The following is a 17,334-nucleotide window of genomic DNA, read 5'->3' on the forward strand; positions in this document are numbered from 1 at the left end:
GGCGTTTTGCTTTCCTTTTCAGAGCATGCGCGTTCTCCGTTCTCCCGGAGTTCCAGCGCCTCGCCGCTACTCGCCACGCACACCGCTTGTGGATCGCTGCCACCGCTCTCAAGCCCCGCATCAGTGCACTCCAGTCTCGGCTGCGCACTCCGGGTCTCCGAATGGTGGCGAGCCGTAATGGCGCTGGCTGGGCACACCCAGATGCAACGTCTGCGCTCAGGCCCCCTAGGCCCTCGGCGCCTGCCTATCCCGCGGCAAGCTTCGCGGCGATTGCCGCGACGTGCCGGCCCTGAAACCGGGCGATGCCAAGCTCGTTCTCGCTCGGCATGCGCGAACCATCACCCGCGGCGAGCGTGGTCGCGCCGTAGGGGCTACCACCCGTGATTTCACTCATGATCGTCTGGCGTGCTTCCGAGTACGGCACGCCGACGATGACCATGCCGTGATGCAGCAGCGTGGTGTGGAAACTGGTGATCGTCGTCTCCTGGCCGCCGTGCTGGGTCGCGGTACTGGCAAACACGCTCCCGACCTTGCCGATCAGCGCGCCTTTGGCCCACAGGCCACCGGTCTGGTCGAGGAAGTTGCGCATCTGCGAGGCCATGTTGCCGAAGCGGGTCGGAGTACCGAAGATGATCGCGTCGTAGTCAGGGAGCTCGGCCACCGTGGCGATCGGCGCGACCTGGTCGAGCTTGATGCCGGACGATCGGGCAACCTGCTCCGGCACCAACTCCGGGACACGCTTGATCGTCGCCTGTGCCCCTGTTTCCCTCACGCCTTCGGCGACGGCGGATGCCATCGCTTCAATGTGTCCATACGACGAGTAGTACAGAACAAGTACCTTGGTCATGGCGTTTTCTCCGTGGGATTGATCGTGCAGCAAGGAACTGCCGTTCAAGCGCCTGGCGCCCGCGTGGGCGGTCCGGGCATCCTGCAGTATAGGCAGGCCGCGCCACGCGCGATGTCGCAGATTGCCTTCTGGCTTCTCATGCATCATGCGGTGCGCTCGACGATACCCCCCTCAACCCGCAAGGTCGCGCCCGTCGATGCGCCATGTCGCGTTGGCAGCGGGGAATCGGCCGTCTGTACGCACCAGCGGTCAAACTCGCCGCGCCTCACGCCGCATGGCGGAGACTGCAAGGCAACCGACAACGGGTCAGTCACTTACCGCCCCTTCGGAACTGGCATCTCGTTCTGTCGCCCCCGCTTCGATTCCCCGCGCAAGGTAGACCAGCCGCGGTCCCAGGTCGCGCTCGATCCGCTCGCGGGTGAGCGCATAGGCCGGCCCGCTCGCCGAGAGGACCAACAGATCCTGACCCGGGCACCGCATTGGAACCGCGACCGCATGCGTGTCACGGTTCCAATGCCCGAACGAAGTGCAGTAGCCGTGCTCGCGGAACTCCTCGTCGGCGCGCAGCAAGCCCTCGGCCAAGGCCGGCCAGGCCTCGGGGTCACGCAAGCGGATCTGCTCGACGAGGAAGCGGCGCTCCGCGTCGGGCAGCGCACACAGGAAGGCGCGCCCCATCGAGGTGGAGGCAATCGGCAGCTGCATTCCCGCGCTCACCTTCAGCGTCATCAGCGAGCGGGGCTGACAGCTTTCCAGATAGATCATGCTGAGCCGATCACGCGCGGAAAGTGCCACCAAGGCCTGCGCGTAATCGGCCAGATCCTGCATCAGCGGCCGGGCCATCTCGCGCACGTGGACATTGGCGAGCGCGGCATGACCCAGCGCCAGCACCGCACTGGTCAGGCGATAGCGCCCCGATGCGTCATCCAGGCCAAGGTAGCCAAGCTGCACCAAGGTATGCGTCAGCCTGGAAACGGTCGACCTGGCGAGCCCGGTGCGCTCGGCCAGCTCACCATTGGACAGCAGGCGGGCGTCGTTGGAGAAGCAGCGCAGCAGTTCGAGCCCGCGGGCGAGCGCCGTCACGAACTGACGATCGACGCCATCCCCAGAGGCCTCTTCTGCCCCCCGCGACACCCCAGCCTTTCTGTTCTGCATAGCGGAACACTCTATGAAATTTTTCGATTCTATGGCGATTGAGTGCGCATCCCGCTTCTCATTCGGCGCAATATTTGCAACGATTCCAGCACATTGATGATTATTTGTTCTGCACAGCGGAACTTCAACCGGATTTGATCATGTCCAGCACAGCCTCTTTTCAATGGGATGACCCGCTGCTACTCATCCAGCAGCTGAGTAACGAGGAGCGCATGGTGATGGATACCGCGCGCGCCTTTGCGGGGGACCAGCTCCTGCCACGCGTCACGGAAGCCTTCCGCCACGAGCGCACCGACCCGTCGATCTTCCGCGAGATGGGTGCGCTCGGCCTGCTCGGGCCGACCATCCCCGAGGAATATGGCGGTGCGGGACTGAGCTATGTCAGCTACGGGTTGATCGCCCGCGAGATCGAGCGCGTCGATTCGGGCTACCGCTCGATGATGAGCGTGCAGAGTTCGCTGGTGATGGTGCCGATCTTCGAGTTCGGCACCGAAGCCACGAAGCGCAAGTATCTGCCACGGCTGGCGACGGGCGAGTGGATCGGCTGCTTCGGCCTCACCGAGCCCGACCACGGCTCGGATCCAGGCTCGATGGCGAGCCGGGCGAGGCGCGTGGAGGGGGGCTGGCTGCTCAGCGGCAGCAAGATGTGGATCAGCAACAGCCCGATCGCGGACGTCTTCGTGGTCTGGGCCAAGGCCCAGGATGAGGACGGGGTCGAGCGCATCCGCGGATTCGTGCTCGAGAAGGGCTGGAAGGGACTGTCCGCGCCTGCCATCCACGGCAAGGTCGGGCTGCGTGCATCGATCACCGGCGAGATCGTCATGGACGAGGTCTTCTGCCCGGAGGAGAACGCCTTCCCCGATATCCGCGGCCTGAAGGGGCCTTTCACCTGCCTCAACTCCGCACGCTACGGCATCGCGTGGGGCGCACTCGGCGCGGCAGAGTCCTGCTGGCACACCGCGCGCCAGTACGTGCTCGACCGCAAGCAGTTCGGTCGCCCGCTGGCGGCCAACCAGCTCATACAAAAGAAGCTCGCTGACATGCAGACCGAGATCACCCTGGGCCTGCAGGGCTGCCTTCGCCTGGGCCGGATGAAGGACGAGGGCACGGCTGCGGTCGAGATCACCAGCATCATGAAACGCAACTCCTGCGGCAAGGCACTGGACATCGCCCGCATGGCGCGCGACATGATGGGCGGAAACGGCATCTCGGACGAGTTCGGCGTGGCGCGCCATCTGGTCAATCTCGAAGTGGTTAACACCTACGAGGGGACACACGACATCCACGCGCTGATCCTCGGCCGCGCGCAGACCGGCATCCAGGCCTTCTGCTGACCATGGCCGGCGCCCTCTCACACCTGCGCGTGCTCGACCTGTCACGCGTGCTCGCGGGCCCGTGGGCCTCGCAACTGCTGGGCGACCTTGGCGCGGAGGTGATCAAGATCGAACGCCCCGGTGGCGGCGACGACACCCGCGCCTGGGGCCCGCCCTGGTTCGAAGCAGACGGCCGGCGCGATGCGGCGTATTACCTCTCCACCAACCGCAACAAGGAATCGGTGGCGGTGGACATCACCCATCCCGCGGGGCAGGCGCTGGTGCGCGAACTCGCCATGCACTGCGACGTGCTGATCGAGAACTACAAGGTCGGCGGGCTGAAGCGGTACGGGCTCGATTTCGCCAGCCTGCAGGCGCTCAACCCGCGCCTGGTGTACTGCTCGATCACCGGCTTCGGGCAGGACGGCCCCTATGCCGAGCGCCCCGGCTACGACTTCCTGCTGCAGGCCATGGGCGGTCTGATGAGTCTCACCGGCGAGCCGGACGGGCCACCGCAGAAGGTGGGCGTGGCGCTCACCGACATCCTGACCGGGCTCTACGCCACGGTCGGGGTTCTCGCCGCGCTCGCACACCGTGAGCGCACGAACGAAGGTCAGCATATCGACCTTGCGCTGCTGGACGTACAGGTCGCCTGCCTGGCCAACCAGGCCATGAATTACCTGGTTTCGGGCAAGGCACCCACGCGCATGGGTAACGCGCATCCCAACATCGTCCCCTACCAGGCCTTTCCGACCGCGGACGGGGATATCGTGCTCACGATCGGCAATGACCGCCAGTGGGCCGCCTTCTGTCGCCTTGCCGGGCGCGAGGAGTGGATCACGGATGCTCGCTTCGAGAGCAACGCGGCACGGGTCGAGCACCGCCAGACCCTGATCCCGCTGCTGCGTCAGACGACGGTGATGCGCAGTACCGACGACTGGGTGCGGGCGCTCGAGGCGGCGGGCGTACCAGGCGGCCCGATCAACGACCTTGCGCGCGTATTCGCAGACCCACAGATCCGCCACCGCCGCATGAGGGCCGAAATCGGCGGCATCCCCCAGCTCGCCAATCCGCTTCACCTGTCGGCGACGCCACCCGCCTACCGTCATGCGCCTCCCGCGGTGGGCGAGCACACGGAGGACGTCCTCCAACGCGTCCTCGGGCTGGACGAGGCGCGCATTGAAACCCTGCGCAGGGAGGGCGCAATCGACTGAAATTCAATCGCCTTCGGGGTATCAAGGTTCGGGCAAACACGCATTGCCTCCAGGGTGCCGCCCGACGCACAGTTTCACCGCCCAAGCCGGGCACAAGATCCGGCCTCAGCCAATACGACCATTTGTCTGATCAACCAGGTAGGAGACAACCATGAAGTTGATTCGCACGCTCGGCCTCGCCGCGTTCACGGCCCTTGCCACCGTCGGCAGCGGCATCACGCACGCCCAGCAGCAGTTCGTCACCGTACTGACCGGCGGCACCAGCGGCGTGTATTACCCGCTCGGTGTCGCGCTCTCCAAAGTGTATGGCGATGCGCTGCCCAGCGCTCGCGTCAGCGTTCAGTCCACCAAGGCCAGCGCAGAGAACCTCAATCTGCTGCAGGCGGGCCGTGGCGAAGTCGCATTCGCCCTGGGCGATTCCGTTTCCGCGGCATGGAACGGGGTGGAAGAGGCCGGCTTCAAGAGCAAGCTCGACAAGCTGCGGGGTCTGGCTGGCATTTACAACAACTACATCCAGATCGTTGCGGCCGCCGATTCCGGCATCCGCAGCCTGGCGGATCTCAAGGGCAAGCGCGTATCCGTGGGCGCAGCGCGTTCGGGCACCGAGCTCAACGCACGCGCCATCTTCAAGGGCGCGGGAATGAGCTACGAGGATCTCGCCAAGGTCGAATACCTGCCGTTTGGCGAGTCCGTCGAACTCATCAAGAACCGCCAGCTCGACGCCACCCTGCAATCCGCCGGGCTGGGGGTCGCATCGATCCGCGATCTCGCCAATGCACTCAATATCACGGTGATTCCCGTCCCTGCCGAGGTGGTCGCGAGCATCGGGGACGCGGCGTACCAACCCTCCGTGATCCCGGCGAACACGTATCAGGGGCAGGCCGAGGACGTGCCGACGGTGGCAATCCGCAATATTCTCGTCACGCACGCTGAAGTGCCGGACGAGGTGGTGTACGCAAAGACCAAGTCGATGTTCGAGAACCTCGACCAGCTCGTATCGGCCCATGCCGCCGCACGCGGCATCCAGGCCGAGGGGGCGGCCGACAATCTGCCGCTGCCGCTGCACCCCGGGGCCGAGCGCTACTACCGAGAGGCGGGCCTGCTCAACTGAGCCCGGCAGCGTGACGGCGCCTCCTCCAGGCGCCGCCACGCCGTCTTTCCGACACCCCCCTCACCACACGCCCCGGTGGGCAGACGGTAGCGCACAGGATCTAGGTTGTCCTGTGATCGAAGCCCGCCGGTGAGGCATGCAACCCGCGGCACACCCACAGGCTCAGTCAAATGCAGGACGCACACGTCGCCCCCTTCGGTTGGGACAAGGGCTTGCAGGGGCGCGCCCTGTTCCTGATCGCAATCGCGTTCTCCGCCTTCCAGATCGTGGTGGCGGCCTACCACCCGCTGTCCTCGCAGGTCGTGCGTGCGATTCACGTCGGCTTCATGCTGCTGATGACCTTCGCGTTGATGCAGCACTGGCTCCCACGTCGGTCGGTGCCCGCACTCGCATGGTTGCTGGGGGTGCTCGCCCTTCTGCTCGCGTCGTATCACTGGCTGTTCGAATCGGATCTGATCGTACGCGCTGGCGACCCGACCCGAGCCGACATCGTCGTCGGCAGCCTCACCCTGCTGCTGGTGTTCGAAGCCGCACGTCGCATCATGGGCCCGGCGCTGCCGCTGATCTGCGCCGCCTTCTTCGCCTATGCCCTGTTCGGCCAACACCTGCCCGGTGACTTCGCCCACCGAGGCTACGGCTTCGACCAGCTCATCGAGCACCTCACCTTCGGCACCGAGGGCATCTACGGTATCCCAACCTACGTCAGCGCCACCTACATCTTCCTGTTCATCCTGTTTGGCGCCTTTCTCGAGCAGGCCGGCATGATCCGGCTGTTCACCGATTTCGCCCTCGGGACGGTCGGCCACACGCGCGGGGGGCCAGCCAAGGTATCCGTCGTCACCTCGGGCATGATGGGTACGATCAACGGCTCGGGCGTGGCCAATGTGGTGACCACCGGCCAGTTCACCATTCCGCTGATGAAGCGCTTCGGGTATCGGCCCGAGTTTGCCGGCGGCGTCGAAGCAACCTCGAGCATGGGCGGGCAGATCATGCCCCCGGTGATGGGCGCGGTCGCCTTCATCATGGCCGAGACGATCGGGGTGGCGTATGTGGAGATCGTCAAGGCGGCGATCATCCCTGCCCTGCTCTATTTCGTCACTGCGTTCTGGATGGTCCATCTCGAGGCCGGGCGCGCCGGCCTGCACGGCATTCCCAAGGACGAGTGCCCCGACCCCTGGGCAGCAGTGAGGCGACAGTGGTACCTGCTGCTGCCGCTTGCGGTGCTGGTCGGGCTCCTGTTTTCGGGGTACACGCCCCTGTTCTCGGGCATGGTCGGTCTGGCGCTGACCGCGGTGCTGATCCTTGGCGCTGCAGTGGCGCTCCGCCTGCGTGGCAATGCGCTGCGCTTCGCGTTCTGGATCGCGCTGGGCGTCTTCTGCGCCGGCTTCTTCAAATGGGGCATCAGCGCGATCCTGAGCGTGATCGCCGGCCTCGTACTGCTCTGCTTCTTCGTCAGCGGCGGGCGCGCCACGCTGCGCATCGCCGCCAACGCCCTCGCTGACGGCGCCCGCCACGCGCTTCCGGTGGGCGTGGCCTGCGCCCTGGTGGGCGTCATCATCGGCGTGCTCACCCTCACCGGCGCTGCCACCACCTTCGCCAACGCCATCATCTCGCTCGGCAAGGACAACCTGCTGCTGTCGCTGATGCTGACCATGCTCGTCTGCCTGCTGCTGGGCATGGGCATCCCGACCATCCCCAACTACATCATCACCAGCTCACTGGCCGCACCCGCGCTGCTGGAGTTGGGCGTGCCGCTGATCGTGTCGCACATGTTCGTGTTCTACTTCGGAATCCTGGCCGATCTCACGCCGCCGGTGGCACTAGCCGCCTTCGCGGCGGCACCGATCGCCGGCGTGTCAGGGATGCGCATCGGCCTGCAGGCGGTGCGGGTGGCGCTCGCGGGCTTCGTCGTGCCCTACATGGCGGTCTATGCACCAGAGCTGATGCTGCAGGGCGACCCGACAGTTCTCGCAGTCGCATGGATCGTCTTCAAGGCGCTGGTGGCGATTGCGCTCTGGGGCGTCGCCTCGATTGGCTATCTGTGGCAGCCGGTGAGTTGGCCGCTGCGCATCTGGGCTTTCCTGAGCGCCCTCTTTCTCGTCGCCGCACTGCCGGTCACCGACGAGATCGGTCTGGGCAGTGCGGCCCTTCTGTTCGGCTGGCTGGCCTGGCGCCAGCGCCGCAGCGTCGTGGCGAGCACATGATCGGCATCTGCCTGCTGAGCGGCACGCTGGCGGCGTTCGTACCCGCAGAGCGATTCACCCTGGCGTGGACCCACTCGATCGAGAAGCAGCGCTGGGAAGAAGACTGGCAGATCCAGCCCGCCGACCTGGGATCCCAAGGCGACACGAAGTCCTGGGCGCTGGCGCTGATGGAAGCCCGGGTCCGCGGTTCGGGTGCCGGCATGGAGCCTCCGGCTGGCGCCGAACTCCGAGACGGCGTTTGGCACTACCGCGTGAGCCGCGCCGTCGAGGCGCTGGAACTGACACACAGTGCGTATGCCGCGCCCTACGAACTCTGCACCGGCGGGCGCTGCCGACCCCTCGCAGACCACCTGCCCGGACTGGAGCCGCAGCCCGCAGAGGCCGTCGTAGTGACCCTGCGGGGTTGCAGGCAAACGCCCTGAGAAACCATCGCGAGGCCTGGGCGCAAACAGGCCTGGGCGTAGACATGACGATGGGGACCGAAGTCCCCACCGGCTTTTCTTTGGTAACAAGGCTCAAGCAGCCTCGGCATAGGCCTTAAGCGGCCAGTGCGAAACGCTCATCGTTGGCGTTTATGGATTTGCGCGGATTACGTCCGTCGCCTCTCGGGTTGCCTGCTCACCTTTGCCCGCCCTGTCGAAACCGGTACACCCCCACCCAAGCACACTCCCGAATGCACTTGGGTGGAGGTGAGGGGAATCGAACCCCTGTCCAGAACGCCTCCAGATTGCCGGGATTACAACCATGCGACGAATCTTACGCAGGTTGCCCTTCGTATTCAATGCCTCGGCGCAATCCGACCGGGCGAGCTTTGTAAGCGCTTGTCTCGTGCAGGCTCGCCCTGCGACCAGATCAGCGGTCCACGTTCACCACGATACGGCCCCGCTCCTTGCCATCGAGCAGGGCGGTAGCGGTGTCGATCACCTCGTCGAGCCCGATCTCCCGGGTCATCAACTCGAGCTTGCTCACGTCGAGGTCGCGTGCGAGCCGGCGCCAAGCTTCCAGGCGATCCTCGCGCGGCGCCATCACGCAGTCGATGCCGACCAAGGTCACGCCGCGCAGGATGAAAGGCGCGACCGACGCCGGAAAATCGAGCCCCTGCGCGAGTCCGCAGGCGGCGACGGTGCCCCGATACTTCGTTGTGGCACATGCGTTGGCCAGGGTGTGACTGCCGACCGCATCGATCACGCCCGCCCAACGCTCCTTGCCTAGAGGCTTTCCGGGCAAACCGAGTTCATTCCGGTCGATGATCTCGCTGGCCCCGAGGGACTTCAGGTAATCCGCCTCCTGTGGCCGGCCGGTGGACGCAACGACCGTAAATCCGAGCTTCGCGAGCAAGGCGATCGCCACACTACCCACGCCACCGCTCGCCCCGGTTACGAGCACTTCGCCGCGCTCCGGCGTCACCCCATGGCGCTCGAGCGCCATCACGCACAGCATGGCGGTGTAGCCAGCGGTGCCAATCGCCATCGCCTGACGCGGGGTGAACGCCTCCGGCAGCGGCACCAGCCATTCGCCACGGACCTGCGCCCGTTGCGCCAGTCCGCCCCAGTGCACCTCGCTCAGCCCCCATCCATTGAGGGTCACCGCATCGCCGACTGCCACGCCGGGGTGGCTGCTGGCTTCCACGGTGCCGACGAGGTCGATGCCCGGCACCATGGGGAACTTGCGCACGACCGCACCGCGGCCGGTGATCGCCAGCCCGTCCTTGTAATTGAGCGAGGAATAGGCGACGCGTACGCTGACATCGCCCTCGGGCAGCGTGGATTCATCCAACGCCTTGACCGACGCACGGTAGCCTGCGTCGTCCTTCTCGATCAGAACCGCCCTGAACATGGTGTCGACCTCCGTTGTGAAAACTAAAATGCCCACGCGGGATCATAAGTCAGGTGATGCATCACCCGCACGCCTGCCCCGAACGGCCGACGGGCGCCACGGGGCTGTAATGAAACGCCTCGCCGGGTGATAATGCGGGACTTCCGAACAAACGGACTCGAAGCAATGAAGCGTGTTGATGATTTCCGCCTGAAACTGGGTTCCAGCGAACTCGTGCCGATCATGGTCGGGGGTATGGGAGTGGACATCTCCACTTCCGACCTGGCACTCGAGGCTGCACGCCTGGGCGGAGTCGGGCACATTTCCGATGCCATGCTGCCGACGGTATCCGACCGGCGCTACAACACCAAGTACGTCAAGAACAAGCTGCAGCAGTATAAGTTCAACGTCGCCAACGCCGACAAGTCAGTGGTGCAGTTCGACCTCGGACTGATCGCCGAGGCCACCGCGACCCACGTCAGTCGCACCATGGAGCGCAAGCGCGGCCCAGGGATGGTGTTCATCAACTGCATGGAAAAGCTGACGATGAACGCGCCGAAGGAAACCCTGCGCGTGCGCCTGCGCACCGCGATGGATCACGGCATCGACGGCATCACGCTCGCCGCCGGCCTGCATCTGGGCTCGTTCGCATTGATCGAGGACCACCCGCGCTTCCGCGATGTGCAACTGGGCATCATCGTCAGTTCGCTGCGTGCGCTGCAGCTCTTCCTGAAGAAGAGCGCCCGTACCGGCCGCATGCCCGACTACGTTGTGGTCGAGGGGCCGCTCGCCGGCGGCCACCTCGGGTTCGGCCTCGACTGGGCAGAGTACGATCTCGCCACCATCGTCACCGAGATCCGCGACTGGCTGCGCGAGCAGCAGCTCGACATTCCGCTGATTCCGGCCGGCGGCATCTTCACCGGCACCGATGCGGTGAACTTCCTCGACGCCGGGGCGGCTGCGGTGCAGGTTGCAACCCGCTTCACCGTAACCACCGAATGCGGCCTGCCCGACGACGTCAAGCAGCATTATTTCAAAGCAAGCGAAGAGCAGATCGAGGTCAACCAGATCTCGCCTACCGGCTACCCGATGCGGATGCTCAAGAGCAGCCCGGCAATCGGCAGCGGCATCCGCCCCAACTGCGAAGCATACGGCTATCTGCTCGATTCGACCGGCAACTGCCAGTACATCGAGGCCTACAACCGGGAGGTGGCTGCGCACCCCGAGGCAAAGAAGGTGAAAGTCTTCGACAAGACCTGTCTGTGCACGCACATGCGCAACTTCGACTGCTGGACCTGCGGGCACTACACTTACCGACTCAAGGACACCTCGGTCTGCGGGGAGACGGGTGATTACCGCATCCTGTCCGCCGAGCACGTGTTCAAGGATTATCAATTCAGCACCGAGGGCCGTATCGCCCTGCCGGAGTGATTCCGCTCAGACAGGCAGCCGAGGAATAGTTCCTCGGCATGCGCGCCCGCAGAGGAAATACTTGCGCGCATGGAACGACTGCCCGAAAGATCGATGCAGGTCGTCGTGCTCGACGACACGCCACTCAACCTCGCCCTGATGCGTTCGCTCGTCGACCGGCTCGGGGGGGCTCGCGCCCTCCCTTTCGAAGCGCCTCGCGATGCGCTTGCGTGGTGCCAGGGCAATGAGCCAGACCTGATCATCCTCGACTACATGATGCCGGAGATGGATGGACTGGAGTTCCTGCGCCGGATACGGGCTGACCGCGACCGGGACAGCCTGCCGATCCTCATGGTCACTGCCAGCCACGAGCGCGAAGTGCGTTACCAGGCGCTGGATCTGGGCGCAAACGACTTCCTGACGAAACCGATCGACGGCCATGAGTTCAGCGCCCGGGTGCGCAACATGCTCAAACTGCGCGAGGCCCATCTCGCCACTCAACAGCGTGCCGAGATACTCGCCGCCGAAGTGCGCAAGGCGACGGCGGCGATCGTGGACCGCGAACAAGAGACCGTCACCCGGCTGGCGCGCGCAGCCGAGTTCCGCGACCCGGAGACGGGAGCACACATCCAGCGCATGGCACATTACTCGGCGCTGATCGCACGACAGCTGGGGCATTCGACCGCGTCGGTCGATGCCCTGCTGCTGGCAGCCCCGATGCACGACGTGGGTAAACTCGGCATCCCTGACACCATCCTGCTCAAACCAGGAAAGCTGTCCACGGAAGAGCTTGCGGTGATGCGGCGCCACTCCCAGATCGGCTATGACATCCTGAAGGATTCCTCATCGAGCATCCTGCGCCTGGGCGCCACGATCGCCCTGACCCACCACGAGAAGTTCGACGGCAGCGGCTATCCGAACGGCCTTGCCGGCACGGACATTCCGGTCGAGGGGCGGATTGTCGCCGTGGCCGATGTATTTGATGCGCTTACGTCGGCACGCCCCTACAAGCCCGCATGGCCCATGTCGCGCGCGATTGCGTTGCTGCGCGATGGTCGCGGCCGGCATTTCGACGGTGACTGCGTCGATGCGCTACTGCATGCCTGGGAGGCCGTGCTGGAGATTCGCGTACGCTTCCGCGACGACGACGCGGGCTTCCGCGATGACGACGAGCTTGGTATCCCGTCGCCCCCGGAATCGCGGCACTGATTCAGTCTTTGCGTTCGATCAGTTCGACCTTGTAGCCATCGGGATCTTCGACAAAGGCAATCACCGTGCTGCCGTGCTTCATCGGGCCCGCTTCGCGCACCACCTTTCCACCGCGTGTACGGATCTCGTCGCAGGCCTTCTTTGCATCCGCAACTTCCAGCGCGACATGGCCATAGGCCGTGCCGAGCGCGTACTCGGTCACTCCCCAGTTGTGGGTGAGTTCGAGCACGGCGCCCTCGGCCTCGTCCTGATAGCCGACGAAGGCGAGGGTGAATTTGCCCTCGGGGTAATCCTGCCGGCGCAGCAGACGCATGCCCAGCACATCGGTGTAGAACGCAAGGGACCGGTCGAGATCGCCGACGCGCAGCATGGTGTGGAGAATTCGCATGGGTGGTGTCCTGTTCGTTTGCTTGTTCAATGTTCCCGTGCGCCGCCCGCAGAACCGACTGCGCAGGTGAGGACCGGCAGGGTCGCCGTGGCCTCGCGCAACTGGGCCCGCGCTTCGCGCCAGCCCGGGTAAAGACGCTCGACGACCGCCCAGAAGCGCGGCGAGTGGTTCATCTCCAGCAAATGAGCGACTTCATGCGCCACCACGTAGTCGATCAGGGCCGGGCGGAGATGAACCAGCCTCCAGTGCAGGCGAATACCCGAGCGCACACTGCAACTGCCCCAGCGTGTGCGTGCGTTCGACAGTCGCACCGGCGGCACGGGCAGCGCAAGTCGATGACAGCATTCCTCCACCCGCCCGTGATACCAGGCAAGCGCCCGGGCCTGCAACGCACGTACGAGCGCACGTTGCGTGTCGACGGCGGTAGGTAGCATGAGTTCCTCCCGCGCGCCATCCAGCTGCCAGCGCACGCTGCGGCCCGGGTGCAGGCGAAGCGTCAATGGGCAGCCGAAAAGCGGCAGCGTGGCCCCATCGACAACGTCCATCGCCGGCGCGGCGCGCACCGCAGTCCGCGCCTGCAGCCGGTCCAGCAGCCAACGGCCGTGGCTGTGGATGAAGCGCTCAATCTCGTCCAGCGGAGTGCGCAAGGGCACCGCCACACGCGCGCCACGGTGGTCGACCTGAAGTGCGAAGGAGCGTCGCGCGGAGCGGCGCAGGATCAGGTCGACACGCGTTCCTTCGACCAAGAGGCTGTGCGCCTGCTCCTGTGCCGCAACGCGGCCGCGAGCGCTCAAGCCTTGTCTTCCCAGGTCAGGCCGCGGGCACCGAGATCGGCCTTGATCACCGCCATCGCATCGGCCACGCGCGCGGCCTTGCCCTTCATGCCCAGCTCCAGCGAGCGGCGCTGCCCTTCTGCCGCGATGGTAGGCAGGCTGAACAACGTGGCGTCGGGATAGTCGGCGCAGACCTGACGCATCAGGCCGATGAGTTGCCCCTCGTAGGCATCCCACACGGTCACCGCCTGCTCGACGTAGTCCTCGGCGTGATGCAGATGGGCAAACCGGGTATCGAGCACCCACTCCACCATGGGCCACGCCATCACCGGGAAGCCGGGGGTGAAGTAGTGCTGCCGGATCGAAAAGCCGGGAATGCGGTTGAAACTGTTGGGAATGATCTCGCTACCGACCGGATAAACGCCCATCTGCAGCCGCTCGGGTGTGATCTCATCGCCAAAACGGGCGCGGATCTCGGCTTCTGCCTGCGGGTGCAGGGCGAGCTCCAGACCAAGCGCCGCCCCTGCCGCCTGGCGGGTCCGATCGTCCGGGGTGGCCCCGATGCCGCCAAAGCTGAACACCACGTCGCCGGTGGCAAAGGTCTGACGCAGAGTCTCGGCCAGGCGGGCAAAATCGTCGCCGACGTAGCGCGCCCAGGACAGTTTCAGGCCACGCGCGCCAAGCAGCTCGACCAGCCTCGCCAGATGTTTGTCGCTGCGGCGGCCGGAAAGGATCTCGTCGCCGATGATCAGAGCACCGAAGTTCATGAGGGTTCTCAACGAATGGCGCCGGGCTCTGCATCGAGCACGGTCACGCCGTACTTGAGCCGATGGCGGCGCAGGGTTTCGAGCATGTAATGGACGAACGCGAGACCGGCAAAGGCAGGCGCGACCAGGTTGATCACCGGCACGTAAGCGAGCAATGCTGTGCCCCCACCGAGCAGGAGCATCTGCGGCCGCCAGTCATCGCGCAGGCGCTGGAGTTCGCCCCGGTCGGCGTGGAACATCAGCGCGTCATAGCCGAAGGCACGCTGGTTGAGCCAGCCCGTGAGGCCTACGGAAATCAGCAGGCCCGCTCCGGGAATCAGCCAGAGCGGAAGGGAGATCAGCAGTGCGGCCAGGAACAGGACGCCCGCGAGGATCGAATTCCACGCACTACCGAGGTTGGAGCCGCCACGACGCTGCTCGACTTCCGCGTAGTCGCTGCGAGCCACGCGCTCGAGCATCAGCGGCAACGCGATCGTCGCCACCAGCATCGCCGCGGTGACATAGACCAGCGGCACAACCAGCAAGGCGGCGGCGATCTGAACCAGCACCAGCACGATGGCCGCCGTCGTTTCCGAGGCCGAGATCCAGCCGCCGACAAAGGACCAGTTGCTCACCTGCTCGAAGATCCATCCGGTGACCGGCGTCCACGCATAGAAGGCCACGCTGGCCCAAACCAGGACCGAGAGCAGCCCCGGCCAGAGCAGATGCCAGAAGATGTCGCGCCGTCCCAAGCTACGCGCGGCGCGTCCCAGGGCAACCAGAATGTCCTTCATTCGCCCACCTCGCCTCCGGACTCAAGCGTTCAACGCGGCATGCCCGGGAGCCCGCCCGGCATCATGCCCTTCATGGCGCGCATCATCTTCTGCATGCCGCCCTTGGAGAACTGCTTCATCACTTTCTGTGTCTGCTCGAACTGGTTGAGCAGGCGATTCACCTCCTGCACGGTGACCCCTGCGCCGGCCGCAATGCGGCGCTTGCGGCTGGCCTTGAGCAATTCGGGCTTTGTGCGCTCGAGCGGGGTCATCGAGTTGATGATGCCCTCGATGCGGGAGATGGCCTTCTCTTCCGCCCCACCCTGCAGCTTGCCCGCGGCTTGCGCGAACTGCGCCGGCAGCTTGTCCATCATCGAGGACAGCCCGCCCATCTTGCGCATCTGGGCAATCTGCTCCTTGAAGTCGTTGAGATCAAACCCTTTTCCGGTCTTGAGCTTCTGCGCGAAGACCCGCGCCTTCTCCTCGTCGACGCCACGGCGCGCCTCCTCGACCAGGCCGAGGATGTCGCCCATGCCGAGAATACGGCTGGCCATGCGGTCCGGATGGAAGGGCTCCAGCCCGGAGAGCTTCTCGCCGACACCGGCGAACTTGAGCGGCTTGCCGGTGACGTGGCGCACCGACAGCGCCGCACCGCCACGCGAATCACCGTCGAGCTTGGTGAGCACGACGCCAGTGAGCGGCAGTGCTTCGTTGAAGGCGCGCGCCGTGTTGACCGCGTCCTGGCCAAGCATCGCGTCGACCACGAACAGGGTTTCGATCGGCTTGGCTGCGACATGTAGATCCTTGATCTCGGCCATCATGGCCTCATCCACCGCAAGCCGGCCAGCGGTGTCGACCAGGAGCACGTCGACGTGATGCTTGCGCGCGTAATCGAGCGCGGCGAGCGCGATGTCGACCGGCTTCTGCACCGTCTCGGAGGGGAAGAAGCCGACGCCGGCCTGGGCGGCCACCGTCTTCAGCTGCTCGATCGCTGCCGGGCGATAGACGTCGGTGGACACCACCAACACCTTTTTCTTCTGCTGCTCATGCAGGAACTTGGCGAGCTTGCCGGTGGTGGTGGTCTTGCCCGCGCCCTGCAGGCCGGCCATCAGCACGACCGCCGGCGGCTGAGTGGAAAGATTCAGGCCCTCGTGCGCACCGCCCATGAGCGCCTTGAGTTCGTCATGCACGACACCCACCAGCGCCTGCCCGGGCGTCAGGGAGGCGATCACCTCCTGGCCGACCGCCTTTTCCTTGACTCGGGCGACGAAGTCCTTGACCACGGGGAGCGCAACGTCCGCCTCGAGCAGAGCCATGCGCACCTCTCGCATGGCCTCCTGGATGTTCTCTTCTGTGAGGCGAGCCTGGCCACGCAAGGTCTTCACGACCTTGGACAGCCGTTGAGTCAGATTGTCGAGCATTGTGTAAGAGGCCTTCCGCGCGTGACTTGGAGTAAACTGCAGCTACGTATGGGCACAATTCTACTTCATCTGCTTCCCGCCTCGCTTTATGCCGGGCTCGGGGTCTTCTTCTGGCGGACCTGCATGGCAGGAGACGTGGGCGTCTCGCGCCTGAGCGCAAGGCGCGAGTGCATGAGCACCCGCGAGCGCCTGCTGTTGCTCGTCGCGATGATTGCACACGGCCTGACCCTGCACGTCAGCATCTTCCCCGGCGACGAGATGCGCTTCGGCTTCGGTCTTGCAGTTTCCCTCATGGTCTGGCTGGCAGTGTGCTTCTACTGGGTGGAAACGCTGTACACCCGGCTCGACGGCTTGCACGCGGCAGTGATGCCTGCCGGGGCCATCGCCAGTCTGATCCCGCTGCTGTTCCCGGGTGACCATGTGCTGGCCAACGCCACCTCAGCCGGATTCCGCGCGCATTTCGTGATCGCGATGCTGGCCTACAGCCTATTCACCCTCGCCGCGCTGCACGCCATGCTGATGTCGATCGCAAGCCGCCAGTTGCACAATGCCCATTTCAGCCGCCTGCTCTCAGGGCTGCCGCCCTTGCTGACCATGGAGGCATTGCTGTTCCGCCTCATCGGCATTGCCTTCGTGCTGCTGACACTCACCCTCGCCAGCGGTGTGCTGTTTTCCGAGACCCTGTTTGGGCAAGCCTTCCGGGTGGACCACAAGACGGTCTTCGCCTTCATCTCGTGGCTCCTGTTCGGCGGGCTCCTGCTCGGTCGACGGCTGTGGGGCTGGCGCGGACGGCTGGCGTTGCGCTGGACGCTCGCGGGCTTCGTCGCGCTCATGCTTGCCTACGTAGGCAGCCGCTTCGTTCTTGAAGTCCTGCTCGGCCGCGCGGCCTGAGCAGGCCTTGCGCGTGCTGGGCTCGAGCGTACCGGGCGCGAGTTGACAGCGTCCTGACCCACGCGAA

Annotated in this window: 16 protein-coding genes and 1 other RNA gene; 8 read left to right on the top strand and 9 right to left on the bottom strand. The window is 65.3% G+C overall.

What is annotated here, in order from left to right; all coding sequences use genetic code 11:
- Positions 1–244: 244 nt before the first annotated feature.
- Both wrbA and ACPT9U_RS02200 read right to left on the bottom strand, forming a co-directional pair.
- On the bottom strand, positions 245–994 hold the full coding sequence (wrbA, locus tag ACPT9U_RS02195; RefSeq protein WP_435749731.1) for an NAD(P)H:quinone oxidoreductase: 750 nt from the start codon (positions 992–994) through the stop codon (positions 245–247).
- 159 nt (positions 995–1,153) lie between these two features.
- On the bottom strand, positions 1,154–1,927 hold the full coding sequence (locus tag ACPT9U_RS02200; protein ID WP_435749733.1) for an IclR family transcriptional regulator: 774 nt from the start codon (positions 1,925–1,927) through the stop codon (positions 1,154–1,156).
- Between the two features lie 209 nt (positions 1,928–2,136).
- Between ACPT9U_RS02200 and ACPT9U_RS02205 the strand changes: the two genes are divergently transcribed.
- From ACPT9U_RS02205 to ACPT9U_RS02225, 5 genes are all read left to right on the top strand, one after another.
- On the top strand, positions 2,137–3,333 hold the full coding sequence (locus tag ACPT9U_RS02205; protein ID WP_435749782.1) for an acyl-CoA dehydrogenase: 1,197 nt from the start codon (positions 2,137–2,139) through the stop codon (positions 3,331–3,333).
- 2 nt (positions 3,334–3,335) lie between these two features.
- A complete protein-coding gene (locus ACPT9U_RS02210; protein ID WP_435749735.1) occupies positions 3,336–4,526 on the top strand; it encodes a CaiB/BaiF CoA transferase family protein in 1,191 nt (396 codons plus the stop codon).
- A gap of 151 nt (positions 4,527–4,677) precedes the next feature.
- Positions 4,678–5,637, top strand: coding sequence for a TAXI family TRAP transporter solute-binding subunit (locus ACPT9U_RS02215; RefSeq protein WP_418364121.1), 960 nt, complete (start codon positions 4,678–4,680; stop codon positions 5,635–5,637).
- 170 nt (positions 5,638–5,807) lie between these two features.
- Positions 5,808–7,841, top strand: a complete 2,034-nt coding sequence (locus ACPT9U_RS02220) for a TRAP transporter permease (RefSeq protein ID WP_418364122.1) — start codon at positions 5,808–5,810, stop codon at positions 7,839–7,841.
- Entirely contained in the window at positions 7,838–8,263 is a 426-nt protein-coding gene (locus tag ACPT9U_RS02225; protein ID WP_418364123.1) for a DUF1850 domain-containing protein, read from the top strand. Before ACPT9U_RS02220 ends, ACPT9U_RS02225 begins: the two co-directional genes overlap by 4 nt.
- A 45-nt stretch (positions 8,264–8,308) precedes the next feature.
- Here ACPT9U_RS02225 and ssrA read toward each other — a convergent pair.
- Both ssrA and acuI read right to left on the bottom strand, forming a co-directional pair.
- Positions 8,309–8,636, bottom strand: a transfer-messenger RNA (tmRNA) gene (gene ssrA / locus ACPT9U_RS02230).
- 57 nt (positions 8,637–8,693) lie between these two features.
- The gene (gene acuI, locus ACPT9U_RS02235) at positions 8,694–9,677 is read right to left on the bottom strand and encodes an acrylyl-CoA reductase (NADPH) (RefSeq protein WP_418364124.1); all 984 of its coding nucleotides are present in this window, start codon (positions 9,675–9,677) and stop codon (positions 8,694–8,696) included.
- A gap of 165 nt (positions 9,678–9,842) precedes the next feature.
- Here acuI and ACPT9U_RS02240 point away from each other — a divergent pair, with 165 nt between their 5' ends.
- Together ACPT9U_RS02240 and ACPT9U_RS02245 are read left to right on the top strand one after the other, a co-directional pair.
- Positions 9,843–11,087 carry a nitronate monooxygenase gene (locus ACPT9U_RS02240; RefSeq protein ID WP_418364125.1) on the top strand — a complete coding sequence of 415 codons (1,245 nt, stop codon included), beginning with the start codon at positions 9,843–9,845 and terminating at the stop codon, positions 11,085–11,087.
- Positions 11,088–11,156: 69 nt separating this feature from the next.
- Positions 11,157–12,275: an HD domain-containing phosphohydrolase gene (locus tag ACPT9U_RS02245; RefSeq protein WP_435749738.1), complete on the top strand. Its 1,119-nt coding sequence runs from the start codon at positions 11,157–11,159 to the stop codon at positions 12,273–12,275.
- 1 nt (position 12,276) lies between these two features.
- Here the strand turns inward: ACPT9U_RS02245 and gloA are convergent, their stop codons facing one another.
- Genes gloA through ffh form a run of 5 tightly spaced genes read right to left on the bottom strand, consistent with a single transcriptional unit; the run spans position 12,277 to position 16,376 of the window.
- Positions 12,277–12,663 carry a lactoylglutathione lyase gene (gene gloA, locus ACPT9U_RS02250; RefSeq protein ID WP_418364127.1) on the bottom strand — a complete coding sequence of 129 codons (387 nt, stop codon included), beginning with the start codon at positions 12,661–12,663 and terminating at the stop codon, positions 12,277–12,279.
- A gap of 26 nt (positions 12,664–12,689) precedes the next feature.
- Complete coding sequence (locus ACPT9U_RS02255; protein ID WP_418364128.1) at positions 12,690–13,457, bottom strand: M48 family metallopeptidase; 768 nt, start codon at positions 13,455–13,457, stop codon at positions 12,690–12,692.
- Positions 13,454–14,203: a competence/damage-inducible protein A gene (locus ACPT9U_RS02260; protein WP_418364129.1), complete on the bottom strand. Its 750-nt coding sequence runs from the start codon at positions 14,201–14,203 to the stop codon at positions 13,454–13,456. Before ACPT9U_RS02260 ends, ACPT9U_RS02255 begins: the two co-directional genes overlap by 4 nt.
- Before the next feature lie 8 nt (positions 14,204–14,211).
- Positions 14,212–14,976 carry an EI24 domain-containing protein gene (locus ACPT9U_RS02265; RefSeq protein ID WP_418364130.1) on the bottom strand — a complete coding sequence of 255 codons (765 nt, stop codon included), beginning with the start codon at positions 14,974–14,976 and terminating at the stop codon, positions 14,212–14,214.
- A 29-nt stretch (positions 14,977–15,005) separates the two neighbouring features.
- Positions 15,006–16,376 carry a signal recognition particle protein gene (gene ffh, locus ACPT9U_RS02270; RefSeq protein ID WP_418364131.1) on the bottom strand — a complete coding sequence of 457 codons (1,371 nt, stop codon included), beginning with the start codon at positions 16,374–16,376 and terminating at the stop codon, positions 15,006–15,008.
- A gap of 48 nt (positions 16,377–16,424) precedes the next feature.
- Between ffh and ACPT9U_RS02275 the strand changes: the two genes are divergently transcribed.
- Positions 16,425–17,267, top strand: coding sequence for a cytochrome C assembly family protein (locus tag ACPT9U_RS02275; RefSeq protein WP_418364132.1), 843 nt, complete (start codon positions 16,425–16,427; stop codon positions 17,265–17,267).
- The last annotated feature ends 67 nt before the right edge of the window (positions 17,268–17,334 follow it).

This window comes from Thauera sp. AutoDN2, assembly GCF_051280715.1.
GTDB lineage: Bacteria > Pseudomonadota > Gammaproteobacteria > Burkholderiales > Rhodocyclaceae > Thauera.

Excerpts from the sequence above, each read along its gene's own strand:
- wrbA (WP_435749731.1), bottom strand. The coding sequence starts at position 994 with ATGATGCATGAGAAGCCAGAAGGCAATCTGCGACATCGCGCGTGGCGC.
- ACPT9U_RS02210 (WP_435749735.1), top strand. The coding sequence starts at position 3,336 with ATGGCCGGCGCCCTCTCACACCTGCGCGTGCTCGACCTGTCACGCGTG.
- ACPT9U_RS02215 (WP_418364121.1), top strand. The coding sequence starts at position 4,678 with ATGAAGTTGATTCGCACGCTCGGCCTCGCCGCGTTCACGGCCCTTGCC.
- ACPT9U_RS02220 (WP_418364122.1), top strand. The coding sequence starts at position 5,808 with ATGCAGGACGCACACGTCGCCCCCTTCGGTTGGGACAAGGGCTTGCAG.
- ACPT9U_RS02225 (WP_418364123.1), top strand. The coding sequence starts at position 7,838 with ATGATCGGCATCTGCCTGCTGAGCGGCACGCTGGCGGCGTTCGTACCC.
- acuI (WP_418364124.1), bottom strand. The coding sequence starts at position 9,677 with ATGTTCAGGGCGGTTCTGATCGAGAAGGACGACGCAGGCTACCGTGCG.
- ACPT9U_RS02240 (WP_418364125.1), top strand. The coding sequence starts at position 9,843 with ATGAAGCGTGTTGATGATTTCCGCCTGAAACTGGGTTCCAGCGAACTC.
- ACPT9U_RS02245 (WP_435749738.1), top strand. The coding sequence starts at position 11,157 with ATGGAACGACTGCCCGAAAGATCGATGCAGGTCGTCGTGCTCGACGAC.
- gloA (WP_418364127.1), bottom strand. The coding sequence starts at position 12,663 with ATGCGAATTCTCCACACCATGCTGCGCGTCGGCGATCTCGACCGGTCC.
- ACPT9U_RS02260 (WP_418364129.1), bottom strand. The coding sequence starts at position 14,203 with ATGAACTTCGGTGCTCTGATCATCGGCGACGAGATCCTTTCCGGCCGC.
- ACPT9U_RS02265 (WP_418364130.1), bottom strand. The coding sequence starts at position 14,976 with ATGAAGGACATTCTGGTTGCCCTGGGACGCGCCGCGCGTAGCTTGGGA.
- ffh (WP_418364131.1), bottom strand. The coding sequence starts at position 16,376 with ATGCTCGACAATCTGACTCAACGGCTGTCCAAGGTCGTGAAGACCTTG.
- ACPT9U_RS02275 (WP_418364132.1), top strand. The coding sequence starts at position 16,425 with ATGGGCACAATTCTACTTCATCTGCTTCCCGCCTCGCTTTATGCCGGG.